At 42.0% G+C, this 17,080-nt stretch carries 12 protein-coding genes; 6 read left to right on the top strand and 6 right to left on the bottom strand.

What is annotated here, in order from left to right; genetic code table 11:
• Nucleotides 1–102: 102 nt before the first annotated feature.
• From AN390_RS00825 to AN390_RS00810, 4 genes are all read right to left on the bottom strand, one after another.
• Nucleotides 103–1,260, bottom strand: a complete 1,158-nt coding sequence (locus AN390_RS00825; RefSeq protein WP_024031368.1) for an ROK family transcriptional regulator — start codon at nt 1,258–1,260, stop codon at nt 103–105.
• Between the two features lie 73 nt (nt 1,261–1,333).
• The gene (locus tag AN390_RS00820) at nt 1,334–2,575 is read right to left on the bottom strand and encodes a glycerate kinase (RefSeq protein ID WP_055252712.1); all 1,242 of its coding nucleotides are present in this window, start codon (nt 2,573–2,575) and stop codon (nt 1,334–1,336) included.
• Nucleotides 2,576–2,585: 10 nt separating this feature from the next.
• Complete coding sequence (locus AN390_RS00815; protein WP_055252711.1) at nt 2,586–4,166, bottom strand: sodium:solute symporter; 1,581 nt, start codon at nt 4,164–4,166, stop codon at nt 2,586–2,588.
• Between the two features lie 185 nt (nt 4,167–4,351).
• The gene (locus tag AN390_RS00810) at nt 4,352–6,793 is read right to left on the bottom strand and encodes a TonB-dependent siderophore receptor (RefSeq protein ID WP_055252710.1); all 2,442 of its coding nucleotides are present in this window, start codon (nt 6,791–6,793) and stop codon (nt 4,352–4,354) included.
• 196 nt (nt 6,794–6,989) lie between these two features.
• Between AN390_RS00810 and AN390_RS00805 the strand changes: the two genes are divergently transcribed.
• From AN390_RS00805 to AN390_RS00790, 4 genes are all read left to right on the top strand, one after another.
• Nucleotides 6,990–8,291 carry an MGH1-like glycoside hydrolase domain-containing protein gene (locus AN390_RS00805; protein ID WP_055252709.1) on the top strand — a complete coding sequence of 434 codons (1,302 nt, stop codon included), beginning with the start codon at nt 6,990–6,992 and terminating at the stop codon, nt 8,289–8,291.
• Between the two features lie 16 nt (nt 8,292–8,307).
• On the top strand, nt 8,308–9,285 hold the full coding sequence (locus tag AN390_RS00800; protein WP_055252708.1) for a carbohydrate kinase: 978 nt from the start codon (nt 8,308–8,310) through the stop codon (nt 9,283–9,285).
• On the top strand, nt 9,282–10,481 hold the full coding sequence (locus AN390_RS00795) for an AGE family epimerase/isomerase (protein ID WP_055252707.1): 1,200 nt from the start codon (nt 9,282–9,284) through the stop codon (nt 10,479–10,481). The genes AN390_RS00800 and AN390_RS00795 overlap by 4 nt, the downstream gene beginning before the upstream one ends.
• A gap of 236 nt (nt 10,482–10,717) precedes the next feature.
• Nucleotides 10,718–11,992: a cytosine permease gene (locus AN390_RS00790; protein ID WP_055252706.1), complete on the top strand. Its 1,275-nt coding sequence runs from the start codon at nt 10,718–10,720 to the stop codon at nt 11,990–11,992.
• A gap of 54 nt (nt 11,993–12,046) precedes the next feature.
• Here the strand turns inward: AN390_RS00790 and AN390_RS00785 are convergent, their stop codons facing one another.
• Nucleotides 12,047–12,565, bottom strand: a complete 519-nt coding sequence (locus tag AN390_RS00785; RefSeq protein WP_024031376.1) for an Lrp/AsnC family transcriptional regulator — start codon at nt 12,563–12,565, stop codon at nt 12,047–12,049.
• Nucleotides 12,566–12,761: 196 nt separating this feature from the next.
• Between AN390_RS00785 and AN390_RS00780 the strand changes: the two genes are divergently transcribed.
• Together AN390_RS00780 and AN390_RS00775 are read left to right on the top strand one after the other, a co-directional pair.
• Nucleotides 12,762–14,906: a TonB-dependent receptor gene (locus tag AN390_RS00780; protein WP_055252704.1), complete on the top strand. Its 2,145-nt coding sequence runs from the start codon at nt 12,762–12,764 to the stop codon at nt 14,904–14,906.
• Between the two features lie 114 nt (nt 14,907–15,020).
• Nucleotides 15,021–16,127 (top strand): DUF917 domain-containing protein, encoded by a 1,107-nt coding sequence (locus AN390_RS00775; RefSeq protein WP_055252702.1) that lies wholly within the window; start codon nt 15,021–15,023, stop codon nt 16,125–16,127.
• Here the strand turns inward: AN390_RS00775 and AN390_RS00770 are convergent.
• On the bottom strand, nt 16,124–17,035 hold the full coding sequence (locus tag AN390_RS00770; protein ID WP_232510941.1) for a lipopolysaccharide assembly protein LapB: 912 nt from the start codon (nt 17,033–17,035) through the stop codon (nt 16,124–16,126). The two genes, AN390_RS00775 and AN390_RS00770, sit on opposite strands and share 4 nt — an antisense overlap.
• Nucleotides 17,036–17,080 lie beyond the last annotated feature (45 nt).

Here is a 17,080-nt window from a genome sequence, read left to right as displayed (position 1 = left end):
CATTCGCCATAACACTTAGTTAAGGAGTAGGTTTAAATACTAAAAAAGCCGATATTGTATAAATCAATATCGGCTTTTTGTTTTAACGTTTCTATTATTAAGCTACAAACACAGCTCTCTAAATGGCAAAGTGGCTGCACCAATGGAGACCGGAAAGTTATTAATGTTTGAGACCACCAGCTTAGGCATTGGGCGTTTAGCACCGCGTCTAAATTGTGCGTAAACCTCAGTACGCGCTATTACTTTTTCGGCCAGCTCTTTAGGTATATGGCCGCCAATAATAATGGCTTCTGCATCTAATAGCGCCGAGCAACAAGTTGCTACTAAATCAAACGAGTCTTGAACTTTAAATAGCCACTCCTCTACGCCTGGCCATTCTGGGTCAAAGTTATCGTGCAAGTCGTAAATTGAATCAACCGCTACACCATTTTTTTTCAAAATACGCTTTAGTAACTCTAAATTGGGATGAGCGTATAACTTTGGCGGTAACATATCGCCAAGCTCGCCAGCATTACCGTAAGTACCACGCAATACATCGCCGTTATTTACGATTCCGCCTCCAAATGCCGCCGAGACAAACATATAAACAAAGTTTTTATACTCGCGGCCTATACCTGCAACCCCTTCGCCAGCGGCGGCGCCTGTAGCGTCATTCACCACCCACGTAGGGAGTTGAAAGTGCTTAGAGACAATATCGATAATATCAACCTGCGACCACTCCTCTAGCATATGGTGGGTATTCATTTTCCCGTCCATAGAACTAAAAAAGCCCGATATACCCACGCCCATACCCAGCACTTTTTCGCTTGCAATGTTATGCTCTGCGCTTATATCGTCCACCAGCTTTTGCGCACTTTTAAGTACGTTATTAATACTCATGTCTGACATAAGCTGCATATGGGTGTAAATAACTTTTCCGGTAAAATCCATGACCGCTACAGAAATAGCATCAAGCAAAATAGCTAAACCAAAGGTAAAGCCGTATTCGGGGTTAAGCGCAATACCAAACCCAGGCTTACCCTTTTTATTAGGTATTAGCGTATCGGTTTGCATTATTACGCCATGCTGAGTTAACGATTTAAGTAAACGCGAGACAGTTTGCTGCGGAATTCGGGTGGCGCTCACAATATGGCTTTGTGTTACGCACTGCTCCCAAAACACCACCTTAATAATATCACGTTCAATGTCTTGAAAAAGTTTATCGCCTTTTCCAAGCTCAAATCCTGAGCGTAATAAGTTACTGTTATTTAGCGAAAACATAGCTATTAACCCTAATAAAATTGGAGCACAAGGTTACGTTAAACCACTTTAAAGAACAAGTAGGCGAGCGCGCCTACTCAACCACTATCACTCTAAAATCGTTAACGTTAGTATTGGTTGGCCCAGTAATAATTAAATCATCAATGGCTTTAAAAAACTGATGGCTATTATGGCCTTCTAACTGAGCGTGTAAGTTTTCGCCAGCATCAAGTGCGCGCGCAATCGTGCTGCTATTTATATACGCACCGGCAACGTCTTTACTGCCATCTACACCATCGGTATCACACGCTATGGCATAAATGCCCGCCTCGGCGTTAAGTGCCTCTGCCAATGCCATTAAGTATTCTTGATTAGGGCCACCATCGCCATAAACATCGGCTACCGTTACTGTAAGCTCACCGCCAGAGAACAACATAACGCGCTTACCTCGCGCTTTTTGCTCAAGGGCAATTTTAGCGTGTGCGCGGGCAACCTCTTTTGCCTCACCTTGAATGTCGTACCCAAGTACTTGCGTATCCCAGCCTTGGTGCTGCGCTACATCAATAGCACTGTCAATCGCGTGCTGGGCATTAGCTACAATAAAGTATTTTCCTTGAGTATCAGCCGCGCGTGGTTGCTCAGGCTTTAATAAATGCGCTTCAATTTCGTTAATAACCGGCCAGTTGTACTTTTGTAAAATAGCCAGCGCATCGGCTTTAGTGCTGTTATCGCTAATTGTGGGGCCTGATGCAATATCACTTGGCTTATCCCCTACTACATCCGAAATAATCAGCGTGACATAATCCGATTTAGCCGCTTGCGCTAACTTACCGCCTTTAACAAGCGAGAGCTGTTTGCGCACAACGTTAATTTCATCAACGCTTGCACCACTTTTAAGTAAAAACTGATTAAGCGCCTGCTTTTGCTCAAACGGTACATCATCTACCGGCAGACACATAAGCGACGAGCCGCCGCCTGATATAATAAACAAAATAGGAATATCGGCCGGATTATTTTTTACAAGCGCCAATAACTCTTTACCTGCTGCTAAGCTGTTATCATCTGGCGTTGGGTGATTAGCACTAAGCACTTTAATGCGCCCAGTATCGCCGGCACTTTCGTAACCATAACGTGTCACTACCGCACCAAAGCATTTATCACCATAAAAACGGTTAACCTCTGCAGCCATTTCGGCGGCGGCCTTACCGGCGCCCACCACGCATAAGCCATTACTGGCATCTATATTTTCCAAGTACTTGCTCATACACGCACTGGGTTTACAGGCATTTACCGCCGTGGTAAATAAATCGATTAAAAATGACTTTTTAGAATCCATGGGTTAACGCTCACGAAAAAATTGATGGAATAGCAAGGCAAATTAATACCATCACAACAAACATGCTAAGCAGCATAACGATATCTTTACCGGTTAAAATTGAGTTTGAGATAGTTTCAGCGTTTTGCGCTTTAGCAACCTCGTTTACTTCGCGTGGAATAGCAACGCTTGTCGTAAGCGTAATCACGGCAGCGGCCACAAAGCCAATAAAGTTCCACCAAAACCAAAATACGTCTGGCGCAAATACCGACACCAACAAGTTAATTAACACACCACTAATTAAGCCTATGTTTGCATGCATCGCAGCACTGCGCTTACTAACTACGGCAATTAAAAATACCGCCAGTATTGGGCCATAAAATAACGAGCCTACTTTGTTAATGGCTTCAATAATAGTAGGTGCTATATCACCGGCATAAAGCGATAAAATTAACGTAATTGCACCCCAAATAAGCCCTAAGTATTTAGCCAGTTTTAAGTAGGTTGGTTGGTCTAGCTCTTTATTTGAAATACGGCTGTAGTCTTCAATACTTACCGCCGAAAGCGAGTTAATAGCAGAGCTAAGTGATGACATAGCCGCAGATAAAATGGCCACAACTAATAAACCAATTAAGCCATGTGGTAAGTAATCTAAAATAAAGATTGGCATCATCCAATCTGGGTTATCGGCTGGAATTTTGGCTAAAAATTCAGGATTGCTCATAGCCAGTGTGCCTACAATTAAGCCCGACACACAATATAAAATAGTAATAGGAAAACGTACTACGCCATTGGCTAAAATCATGTAGCGTAAGTTTTTAGGATCTTTTGCACTAAGGGCACGTTGCGCTTGTGTTTGGTCACACCCATAGTAAGAGGCGTAAAGCACCACACCACCAAAAATCATAGGTAAAAAGCCAAAACCATCGCCACTAAATCCAAACGAATCAAATTTTATGGCTTCTAATCGGCTCGAATCAACATTAGCAATAAAGGTATCAACCCCACCTAAGTGATAAAGTCCAAAGCCAATACAAGCAATAGTTCCCAGTACAATGATGATCATTTGAATTGCATCACCATACACCACGGCTTTCATACCGCCTTGCAGTGAATATAACACCGTGATCACGCCGGTAAGCACAATGGCTTGCCATGCTTCTATGCCCATGGTGCCTTGGAGAATAAGCGATACCGCATAAATCATAATGCCGGTGGCAAATGCGCGGCTAAACTGAAACACCACACTAATAAGCACACGGGTAGAACGACCAAAACGCATTTCTAAGTAATCATAAATACTTACAATACCGCTTTTATAAAGCTTAGGTAAAATAGTCGCTAAAATTAAAATCATCGCCAGCGGCACACCTAACTCATACGAGAGCCATTGCATACCACCGCCTTCACGCAAACCAACAAATGCAGGAGCCGAAATAAAGCTAATAGCCGAAAGCTGAGTGGCCATTACCGACAAAGCTAAAGGTTTCCACCCTAAGCTTTTGCCTCCTAAAAAGTAATCACTTTTATTGGTTTGTTCGCGTAGCATAAACCCCATTACCAATAAGGCACCAAGGTAAAGAGCAACTATTGAAAAATCTAATATATTCATAATTATTTCGCGTATTCACATTAAGAAAACACAGCGCCTTCTCAAAAATAAAAAACTAAACAGCTATATGCTTACTTCTAAAACAGTCCCTAAAAACAAGCCTATCGCTAACTTAGCTGAAAAATGCATCACAATGCAAAAAGCCTATTAACCCCAAAACAGGTTAATAGGCGTAAAGCATTTATTTAAAAGTCGTATTTGACTCTAAATGTAACGCGTCGTGGGAGAATTGGACGGCCTACAAAGTAAGGATTGTCTGACGTTTGACTGTTGCCTAAACGCGGCGAGCCTTCGGTAACACCATCAGAGTCAAACAAATTAAATACCCCTACGCTTAAACGTACGGTTTGCTCTGGAGCGATTTGCCAGTTATAACCCGCATCAAATCTAAACAAGTGGAATGAATCAAGCTCTACAGAGTTTGCATCGTTAGCAAAGTTTTTACCTGTAAAGTTATGATACAAAGCAGCATCCCAATTATCTGCGGTGTAGCTTATAGAAGAGTTAAATAATACTTTTGGTTTACGACGTAACTCGTTACCAATAATAGAAGGGTCTGAGTCAAACTCAGTAAATTCGTGGTCAGTGTAGGTCATGTTGGCATCAACCGCCCACTCGTCGGTAATATCGTAGCGACCCGTAAGCTCCACACCCGTTGCTTTGGTTGATTGCATAACAGGCAGCTCTAATACCCCACCGTTGCCATCGTTAACAAAGTCTACGCTGCGTCTGTCTTTTAAGTCGGTTCTAAATAACGCGATGCTACCGCTAAAGTCGTTATCAAAAAACTTAATACCAAGCTCGCCTTGTTCAACAATTTCGGCTTCGTAGCTGGCAGGCTCACCTATATCATTAAACTGAATTCCTCTAATTTCTGGGAAGAAAAACCCGCGAGATGCATTCGCGTATACGTTTAAGTTATCGGTTAAGCGGTATAAGGCTGCACCCGATACCGCAAATTCAGAGGTGTCTACTTCGCCGTAGGTCATTACACCACTGCCCGTGGTGTTTACCTGTAAATTAGGCGCAAGTGATGGATCATCAGAAATTTGTACAACTTGGCTGCCTTCACGGCTAATTTTGCCGTCAATTTCTTCATAACGTACACCAAAGTCGATAATCCAATCATCGCTTTCCATTTGGTCCGCTATATAAAGCGCACGGCGCGTAGCGCTAATAGTTTGGTTAGTGTAAGAAATACCTGGGCCACTAATACCATTTTGTGTGTACTGAACAACATCACCATCGGCATTGGTGTATGTTAAATCAACCAGTTCTGGGTTATTGTTAAATTCCCCCAAGTAGGTCGTAATAACGTTATCGTCATCGGCTTCACTGTGAGAGAAAAACGTACCAACGGTAATATCGTGGCTAAAATCGCCAACAAAAATACTTTTAACAATATTAAATTCGGCAGAGAAATCCTCTGCTGGGCGGTCTCTATCTAAAATACGATTAGCAAATAATAAGTCATCGCTTGCCAGTGCCTGCCCCGATGCAGTGTAAGTAAACGCTGCATCGCTTACATCACCTAAGCCACGGTTAGCTAAAAACTCTTCTTGGCTCTCAGGTACATTAATAATACCGTCGCCATCTAAAAATAGATTAAATTCGTGTTGGTACTTTGCGTATTTACTGCGCATGTTAATAGCAAAATCGTTAGCGAGCTCTTTTTCAAACACCACTGAAATAGAGCCACCTTTAGTTACCACCCCATCGCTAATTGGCGATTCATAACGACCATTGGCAGTATCGTAAGAGAGGTTAGACACATTAGCAGTTTGTAATGACTCCACTTCGCGTCCATCGTTACCAGTTAAGCGTTCGCGGCTGTCGCCATCAAGTGGAATAGGTAGGTAAAACTGTGCTTGGTCATCAATGTATTGGCCATACACAGTAAATGAGCCAGAGCCGTCATCAAATTCTTTACGAATATTACCGCGCAGCTGAGTGCCTTTAGTCTCAAGCCCTGTATCTAACGGGCCTTCATCGTAACGGTAAAAGCCCGACAGCGCATAATAAAGGCCATCTTCGTTTAGCGGCCCGCTTGTAGCAAAATCTAAACGGGTACGGCCCTGATCAGAAAGCTCCATTTGCACAGTACTTTGCGGATCATCGCTGCCCGTTTTAGAAATATAGTTAATAATACCCGCTACAGAGCCTTGGCCAAATAAGTTAGACACACCGCCACGCACAAACTCTACACGCTCAATACCTAAGTCGTTTCGGTAGTACACATCAAACGCCGATGAGTTTAAGCCAAAAACACTCAAACTAGGTGAACCGTCGTACGACAGTGGCGTAAACTGAAACTGACCCGATGAAGGTAAGCCTCTTACTTGTAGGTTTGTTCCAACCTCACCACCGCCCCCTTCTACTTTAATACCTGGGATATAACGTAATACATCTGCTTGGCTGCTTGATGAAAGCTTTATTAACTCATCTTCGCTAATAGAGGTTACTGACTGTGGGGTATCTGAAATAACGCGTCCTTTGCTGGTACCAGAGACGATAATACGTTCAACGTTATTTTCTTTTTTTGCTGTATCTGGCGCAGTCTCTTCTGCGGCAAACGCGCCTTGTGTGAGGCATAAAGATACAATAGAGGCGATCGTAGTTTTATTCACGGGTATTCTCCAATTGTGCTAGTTGTCTGTGTGTAATTACTTAGAGTGTGGCTAAGTAAGTGCGAAATAATCAAGTATACATGTTAGTTTTTTGTTACTTCGAACAGGATTTAAGCACAGAAAAAAAACATTTACAACCCATAATGAGTGCTTTAATATTATCCAAATCGAAAATAACACACAAAGAGCACCCAATATGACTACTACAATCAACGATAAACTTGATGCAGCCACAGCGGCATCGCTTACAGAACTTGCTACTAAAACACTTATAGCAAACGATTTAGGTGGCTATACCGTCCCTACGCATGGCCTTTACCCGTTTCAGTGGAACTGGGATTCAGCGATTACAGCCCTAGGGTGGATGAAGTCTGACGAGAGCCGTGCGTGGCAAGAAATTGATGTGTTATTTTCAGGCCAGTGGGATGATGGCATGGTGCCACATATCTTATTTCATAAAGATTCAACTACCTACTTCCCTGGTCCAGATGTGTGGGGCTCTGATAAAAAAATTAAAAGTACGTCTATTTCGCAGCCACCCGTTGTGGCAACAGTAATGAAAGAAATGCTTGCCAGCGCACAAGATAAAGCCCTTGCAAAGCAAAAAGTTAAAGCATTATTTTCTCAAGTTGTTGATTACCATTTATGGTGGTACAACGACCGCGATCCTGAAAACACAGGCTTAGTGGTCACTTATCACCCGTGGGAATCGGGTATGGATAACAGCCCATCGTGGGATGATGCCCTTGAAGCTGTACCTGGTGTTGATTGGGAATACACCCGCCGCGACACCAGCCATGTTGATTCGTCGCAGCGCCCGCATAAAAGCGAATACGACCGTTTCTTATACCTAGTAGACTTTTTTAAACGTAACAATTTTGATAGCAAAGTAATTTACGAAACCTGCCCGTACAAAATGAACGATCTAGGTATTATTGCTATTTTGCACCGTGCGACAAAAGATTTACTCAAAATGGGTGAACAACTCGATTTAAACGATGCACGTACCGATTATTTAGCACAGCGTCTAGAGCTAACTCAAACAGCAATTAACACGTTATGGTGTGAGCAAAGCGAATACTTTTACTGTAAAAACGTGTTAACCAACAGCCTAGCTAAAGTTAAAACATCGGCGGCACTACTAACCGTTTATGCTGGTTTAACAACTGACGAGCAAACGCGTATTATAAATACCGCAACAGAAGATTTTATTGAGTCGAGTCAATTTAGTGTGGCATCTACCCACCCTAAAGAAGAAAAATACGAACCACAACGTTACTGGCGCGGCCCTATTTGGTTACACATTAACTGGATGATAGCCATCGGCCTTAAAGAAGCAGGGTTTGTAACCACGGCTGATAAAATTCAGGACGACACGCGCGATTTAGCGCTTAAATCGGGTTACTACGAATATTTTAACCCAGAAACAGGCGCTGGCTGTGGTGGTAAAGATTTCTCATGGACAGCCGCTATTGCGCTGCATTGGCTACTTGATTAATAACTAAGGCAGTATTATGAAACACACAATATGTTTTGGTGAAGTATTGGTTGATTTGCTCTCTGATAAATTAAGCCAAAACAACAGCGAGCACGAAGCGTTTACTAAGTTTGCAGGCGGTGCGCCTGCAAACGTAAGCGTAGCTATTGCAAAGCTAGGTGGTAACGCCTACTTTGCTGGCATGCTAAGCACCGACAGCTTTGGTGATTTTTTACATAACGCCTTAAAAGAGCAAGGCGTAAAAACCGACTTTATGCGCTTTACCGACCAAGCAAAAACCGCCCTTGCGTTTGTATCACTTGATAAGGACGGCGACCGTACGTTTGAGTTTTACCGTGATAACACCGCCGATCTGCACTTTACTAATAGTGACTTTAGCAGTGAATGGTTTGAGCAATGCGATATTTTTCATATTTGCTCAAACACCTTAACCGACGAGCGCATACGTAAAACCACCGCGTATGGGGTTGAATTTGCCAAGCAAAATAACTCAATTGTCAGTTTTGATATTAACTTACGCCTCAACTTATGGCCTAATAATGCTAACCCGCGTGAACACATTTTACCCTTACTAAAGCACTGCTCTATTATTAAAGCCTCTAAAGAAGAGCTTGAATACTTAGCGGGTGAGCAAACGGGTGAAGAATTTATAGCCGACACTCTCAATAATGGCTGTGAGTTATTTGTGGTTACCGATGCAGGCAACCCCATGCATTGGTATACCAAAAATGCCAAGCAAACGCTTCACCCTAAAAAGGTAACTATGGTTGATGCCACCGCCGCAGGAGATGCGTTTGTAGGTGGATTGTTGTATCAACTAGGCTTACAAAACCTGACACCTAGCTCTTTTAGTAAGCTTTGCGACAACCCCGAAACACTAACAACTATTTTTGAATTTGCTTCGTTATGTGGTGCTCATGCAGCATCTTACAAAGGGGCATTTACGTCTCTTCCTAACGAAAAATCGCTTAACGATTTTAGGAGCGCACTATGAGCCACACACCTGATAACTTTAAAAGCCGCGAATTTTTAACACAACATATTGCCGATACGCTGGCGTTTTATGAGCCAAACATAGACGACGAACACGGCGGTTTTTACCAAAACTTTTCGGATAATGGTGAGGTATTTGATAAGCAAACTCGCCACCTAGTAAGCTCTACTCGGTTTGTATTTAACTATGCACGTGCGTACCAAACCTTTAATGACGAAAAGTACCTAAACCGTGTTAAATCGGGTATTGAGTTTATTCGTAAGCACCACTTTGTTGAGCAAACAGGCGGTTACAATTGGTTATTAAGTGTTGAGCAAGGTAACGCCACTGTACTTGATGATACCAACCACTGCTATGGCTTTGCGTTCGTGATTTTAGCCTACAGCTGGGCATACCGCGTAGGTGTTACAGAGGCGCGTGAATACCTAAACGATACATTTCAAACAATGGAAACGCATTTTTGGGATGCAAAAGCGGGTTTATATAAAGATCAGCACAACAATGACTTTACTAAGTGCGATCCGTATCGCGGGCAAAACGCCAATATGCATACGTGCGAAGCACTTATTGCCGCTTATGAAGCAACTCAAGATGAGCTATTTTTAAATCGCGCACTCACATTGGCCGATAACATGGTTAACCGCCAAGCTAATTTAATGGGAGGGCTTATTTGGGAGCACTACGATATAAATTGGCAGGTTGATTTAGAGTATAACAAAGACGATCCTAAAAATTTGTTTCGCCCGTGGGGTTTTCAGCCAGGTCACCAAACTGAGTGGTCAAAACTATTAATGTTTTTAAATAAGCATAAGCCACAAACTTGGCTTGTAGAGCGCGCTCAAGCGTTATTTGATAATTCAATAGACGTTGCGTGGGATAAACAACACGGCGGTATTTGTTACGGATTTGCGCCAGATAAAAGCATATGCGATGACGACAAGTACTTTTGGGTGCAAGCCGAAACACTGTGCTGTGCGGCCTACCTTTATGAAACCACAGGAGATGAAAAATACCAGCAGTGGTATGACAAAATTTGGCAGTACTCGTGGCAGCACTTAGTTGATCATCAATACGGTGCGTGGTTTAGAATTTTAACCGTAGATAACAAAAAAATAGATACTATGAAAAGCCCAATTGGTAAAACGGATTACCATACTATGGGTGCCTGCTTTGATGTGTTGGCGTTATTAAAATAACCCAATAAGGTAAAACATTTAATTGTGTTGTGTAGACCTTTAAACCGCCTTTTTGGCGGTTTTTTTTGCCTAAATAGTTACGCCTTTAACACCCTAAAAATAATCATCACAAAATATAATTTTGTGCGCCCCCTACTTTTTAAACCTCATATTTTGAATAAACACCTAATAATAAAAAATTTTGCACGCCAGCGGCGTATAGTAATATAAAAGATAATAAAAAAGAGAAACAGGCAATGCCAAACGGGAACGACCCCCACACTATTAATAGCAACGAGCTTGTTGCTTGGCCACGCATTGCAGCCATAGCCGCTATGCTCAGCTTTTCGCTGCCCACTTTTATCACCGGCCTAGAAATACATCAAAGTTCAAGTGTGAGTAATACACTGTGGGCGTTAATTATTGGCTCACTTATATTAACCCTTATTGGTGGGGCCATGGGCACCATAGGTGTAAAAAGCCGCTTAAGCTCTTATTTATTGGTAAAAATAGCGTTTGGTAATGCTGGCGCGGGCATTGTTAATATTGCCTTTGCTTTATCTTTAATTGGCTGGTTTGGCGTAAATATTGATTTGTTTTCTAATGCCGTGGTGCGCTTACTCAGTGCAGAATTTAATATTATTATGCCCGAATGGCCCATCGATATAGTCGCAGGTTGCGCCATGCTCATAACCACACTGTATGGGTTTAAAGCCATTAATGTGCTGGCCTCTATCATGATCCCTATTTTGGCTGCGGTCACCGCTATGATGCTTTTTGGCGCGCTCGATAGTATGCCACTGGTCGATTTTATTAATTTAGAAAAATCAGCAGCGCTTTCTCTTGAAGATGGTGTAGCTGCTATTGTTGGCGGCGTTATTATTGGCGCAATAATATTGCCCGACATAACCCGTTTTTCTAAGCAAAAACGTGGCGGCGTGTACACCTCGTTTATTGCGTATATGGTTATTGAGCTTTTGGTTATTTTTGTGGCTGTATTTGCCGCAGCCGCCATGCAAAAAACCGAAATATTAAGCTTAATGCTTGCGCTTAATTTGGGGTTTTCGGCGTTTTTTATTGTGATAGCAGGCAGCTGGATTTTAAATTCGTTAAACCTTTACAGTACCGCACTTAGCGTGGAGGCTACCTTCCCGCATTGGCATAAAAAGTGGGTTATTGTGTTATTAGGTTTGGTGGGAATTGGCGCAGCCTTTATAAATATTTTAGATATGTTTATAAGCTTTTTAGCGTTTTTGTCTGATATTTTTGTACCGGTAGCGGGCGTAATTATTGTTGATGCACTGTTTATTAAACCCCATGCTTATAACGCAGCGGCTTTGGCAAATAACGCTAACTTTTCACTTCCCGCATTTAGCGCATGGTTTGTAGGCGCGGCATATGCGGTGTGTAATGGCACTTTATTTAACGTATCAATGAGCGGTATTAGCGTGATTGACGCCATTATATTAACGGCCGTTATTTATACCCTGTTTGCAAAAGCCATTGCGCCCAAACCGGTTATTCAGCAATAACTTTAAACAATAAAAAGGCGCATAAAGCGCCTTTTTATTAATCTAAATTAGGGGCTACTCTTCATCGTCTACTTTCATTTCGTCTCGCCATTTAAGTTTTTCCAGAGGGTAGCCTAAAAAGAACTTAGCGCGCTCAAGCACTATGCGTGTAGTCAGCTTTTTAATTGCATACTGTGAGCTGCCGGTTAGCCTGTCGCACATTGCATTAAGCGCTTGAATATCGGCAAAACAACAAAAAGAAATATAATCAATATCACCACTTAATTGCATGCAATCCATTATTTCGGGAATGTTGTGTATGTCAGCTAAAAACTTACGCCGCGCTGCTAGGTTATTGTCCTCTAGGGTAAATTCCATATAGGCAAACACGTGCTCACAAATTTGCTCTAAATTTATATCAGCATGAAAGGTTCTAAAATATCCCGCCTCTTTTAATGCTTTTACTCGCTGAAAACATGCACTGGGCGACAAGTTAACTTGCTCGGCCAATTCAACGTTTGTTAAATCGGCAGTTAGGTGCAGAATTGCCAGTATTTTTTGATTATACCTGTCTATTTTTATCGTTTTTTTCATAACCGGTTTCACATTTAATAATAATTAATTTTGTAAATTTAAGGTCAACAAATACATAAAATTACGCGCTTAAGCGTTATTTTCAGCAATTTGTGTGTGCTGTATTAAGGGTTTACAAAATATTATTTTGTCTGAAAAAGCGACAATGTTTATCACTAAGTAACATCACCATGATAGTCACATTAGGACATAGAACATGAGCAGATACAACAAAATACGCTTTCGTAAAACACTATTAGCATCGGCAGTTACCCTGTCGTGCATAAACTATGTGCATGCGCAAGAACAACAACAAACAGTAACTGACACTATAGAAAAAATTTCGGTGATATCGCGTGGGCGTGTTGAGTCGATACAAAACGTGCCCGACTCTGTTACCGCATTTAGCGCCGAGACAATCGAAAATTCACGTATTACTAACTTTCGTGATGTTGCTAATTTAACTCCCAACTTATCGCAGCTCGATAATTTTAGACCCGGCCTTGCCCGTATTACTATTCGTGGCTTAATTACACCGCAGGTGGGCGATCCGCCATTAGCGTTTGTAGTTGATGGTGTTACCGCCCCCGATTTAGAGTTTATAAACCAAGACCTAGTTGATATTGAACGTATTGAAGTTATGCGTGGCGCACAAGGGGCACTGTATGGCCGCGGCGCCATTGGTGGTGCGGTTATTGTAACAACTAAAAAACCTATTGAAGACTTTGAAGGTAAAATTAAAGGCTCAATAGGTAATGGCAACACGTATAATTTGAATGCGGTTGTATCGGGTTCGCTTAACGATGAAAACACCGCTTATTTTAGAGCCGGTGGTTACATTAAAGATACCGATGGGCTGATTAAAAATACCTACACAGGCGATTACGCCGACCCGTTAAAAGAGCAATCGGTTTTTTCACAGTTAGAGTTTGAGCTAAGCGAAGACACCTCAATAAATCTTAAAGGTAAATACACCTCAAGCGAAGCTGGGTTTGCTTACTACCAAGGGGTGAGCGATGACACCATTGAAGACTTTTCAATTAATACCTCACAAAATATTATTAACCAAGATGAGCGTGATGTGTATGAGCTAAGCGCCAAGCTAACCCAATATTACGATTTAGGTAAATTTGAGTTTGTAACCGCGTACAGCAATTCAGAAAACGAGCACTTTTACGATGGCGACTACTCTGCCGATGCCACCTTTATTGACGAAGATGGCTTTTTTAGAGCCCCATTTGGTACTGAAGGGTTATACGATATTGAATCGTTAACGCTAGAGTCGCGGTTTATATCCCAGTCGGATCAGGCTTTTAGATGGTCGGTGTCGGCGTTTTATCAACAGCGCGACCGCGATACTGCGGTATTATTTTACGATGATTTTACCGATGCCGAAATTTTAACGCGTGCAGATTTTGCTAATGACGAGCCCTACCTTTCAATTATCGATAACAACAGCAGCGATGCATGGGCTCTTGCTGGGCAATTTAACTACGATATAAACGAGCAGTTAGAGCTCACCGGTGCGATGCGTTACGATCACGATACTCGCGAGTCGTTCAACCCAACCAATAAAGACGCCACTTACGCTAAAAAATCGTTTAGCCAATTACAGCCTAAAGTTACCTTAGCGTACCAAATGAATGACGACCTACTGCTTTACACCGGCTACTCGCGTGGTTTTAGAAGTGGGGGCTTTAACGAGCCAGCCGACGGTATTAGCCGCACCTTTGATAAAGAAATTTCTGACAGCTACGAAATGGGCTTTAAAACCGCTTTGTTTAATAACAAAGTTACCCTTAATGGCGCCGCGTTTATTATTGAGCAAGACGATGCGCAATTTACCCAATTTAATATAGATACCTTCACCCTTGAAAACCTCTCTATTGACGAAGTACAAACCAAAGGTTTAGAGCTAGAAGCCGCCTTTGCTGCCACCAGCAATTTAAGTATTAACCTCAGTACAGGTATTGTTGATTCAGAAATTAAACGCTTTGCACTGCGCCCAGAACTGGCTGGCAGGCCACAATTTTGGGTGCCTGAGTATAACTACGGACTGTCGGCAAATCCTAACTTAGCACTAAACGGTGAGTGGTCATTGTTCTCGCGCGCTGAGCTATTAATTGAAGGCCCTAAAACATTTAGTATTGATATTCCTGATGTTGAGTCGTCGCGTTATACCTACCTAAATGCCGGTGTAGGGCTTAAATCAGAGCAGTGGAGCGTTCAAGTTTACGTAGACAACCTTACGGATGAGCGCGCTATTGAAGATATTTTTCTACTGGCCGATGGGGTTACAGACTTAGTGCGCCAACCTAATAAGCCTCGTAGTTACGGTATAGAGCTCAGTTACCAATTTTAATTTTTTCACCTTTACAGCAGGTATTTTTTTAATACCTGCTGTTTTTATACCAATCCGCTTAATTAAGTGATCTATTTTGGGGATGGGTATGAGTTAACCAATAGCGATACACACATGCAAATTCTTAATCGTGACCAACTTATTGATATTTTATACGGCTGCGCCATTTTAGGCACTGGCGGCGGCGGTGAGTTAAGTGAAGGCATTGCCTATATTGACGAAGCACTCGCACAGGGTAAAACCTTTAAACTAATTAGTGCCGATGAAGTCCCCGCGGGTGAGCTTGTTTGTACGCCTTACATGTTAGGCGCTATTTCTGCTTTAAGTGAACAAGAAGAACGCGCGTATGCAAACCTGCCCCGCAGCACTAAGCACGCTATTTTAGCTGCTTACCAGCGCACCCTTGAATACACAGGTAACGATGCTATTTATGGCACTATTTGTTGTGAGCTTGGCGGCTCAAACACCGCAGTATCGTTTTACTTAGCTGCAATGTTTGACGGCTACATTATTGATGCCGACCCCGCTGGGCGCGCAGTACCGGAGATCACCCATTCAACCTATTATTTAAATAACTTACCCGCAGCGCCCATTATTACCGCGAATGAATTTGGTGAGTGCTTTATTTGTGAAAATGTAATGGACGACTTACGCGCCGAAACAGTCGTGCGAGCACTGGCTAAAATTAGCCGTAACGACATAGCAGCCATTGATCATATTTTACCTATTGAGCAAATGAAAAACGCAGTTATTCACGGCACCATTAGTAAAGCCCTTAAACTCGGTAAAGCAATGCGTGACGCCAACGCACAACACGCTAACACCGCGCACATAATTGCCAAGCACGGCGACGGCTTTATTGCCTTTGAAGGCGAGGTAAGCACATTTGAATTTAACACCGTAGAAGGCTTTACCTTGGGCGAAGTAACACTTAAAGGGTTAAGCGAGTTTGTAAATAACAGTTACAAAATAACGGTTAAAAACGAAAACATGGCCGCGTTTTTAAATGACGAAGTACACGTAACCATTCCTGATTTAATATGCTGTATTAACAGCCAAACAGGCACACCAATTACTAATCCTAATTACGAGGTAGGCATGAAAGTAGCCGTTGTAATTTTACCAGCGCCAAAGGAGTTTACAGGCCCTAAAGGTTTAGAAATATTTGGCCCGCGTTACGCAGGCGTTAACACCCCATATAAAGCAGCGATTGCAAATTAATTATTGCTAAGGGCGTGCTGCAGCTTACTATACAATGCAGCATGGCCTTTACCAAACTCGGTGGCGTTTCTATCAATGCGACTAAGCCATTCTTTAGCCTGTGCCTTTTTACCTATTTGTAAATATACCTGCGCTAAACGTAAGCTATAAATAGCATGGTAAATGCTTGAGGGCTCAGTAAATTTGAATGCGGTTTTATAATAATTTATAGCTTCTAAATACTCTTTATTTTGCTGATAACTATACGCTAAGTTACCGCTAGCAAGCACTATTTTAGCAGCGTGGTTGGTGTTTTTTATGGCGTTATAGGCCATTAAATTACTTTTTACTGCGTGCTCGTATTGCTGCCACTTTAAGTAAATATGCGCTTTGTTAATGTGCAGCTCCAAATGAAAAATAGGATCGTTATTTTTTGCAAAGCGCTGCTCGGCATCTCTTAGTAATCGCATCGCTGCTTTTTTACTACCAAACACATAGTGTAGGTTAGCCAACTCCACTAATCTTAAAGGGTCACCAAAAGCATTATATATCCCGTCTAACTGGGTAAACGCTTTAGCGGCATACGTTTTAGCTTCTGCTTTTTTGCCAATATAGTTAAGTGCTTTCGCGTAATAAAAATACATTTGTAGCTTAAATACATCGGGCAGCTTATCTTGCTCTAAAAAAGGAGTAATAGCGTTGAGTAAGTTTTCGAACTGTTGGTAGTCGTAGTAGTAATCAAATTGGTAGGTTTTTATTTTGTACCACTGTGCAGGGTTATCTTTGACTTCATTAAGACGCGTTTCAATATAAGTTAAACAGTGCGTTTTGGGCTGTTGCAAGCAAAACGCTTCATGATCGCTGTAGTTTTCTGATGCTAATGCATTAAAACTTGTAGCGACAATACTTAACAGCAAAAATATTCGCACCAATATTACACTCTTTAAAATCACCTTAATTAAGAGTGTAATATT

The sequence above is a fragment of the Pseudoalteromonas sp. P1-11 genome (assembly GCF_001399995.1).
Taxonomy (GTDB): Bacteria; Pseudomonadota; Gammaproteobacteria; order Enterobacterales; family Alteromonadaceae; genus Pseudoalteromonas; species Pseudoalteromonas atlantica.
Note: the sequence above shows the minus strand (reverse complement) of the source record. Positions and strands in the feature narration are given on the sequence as shown.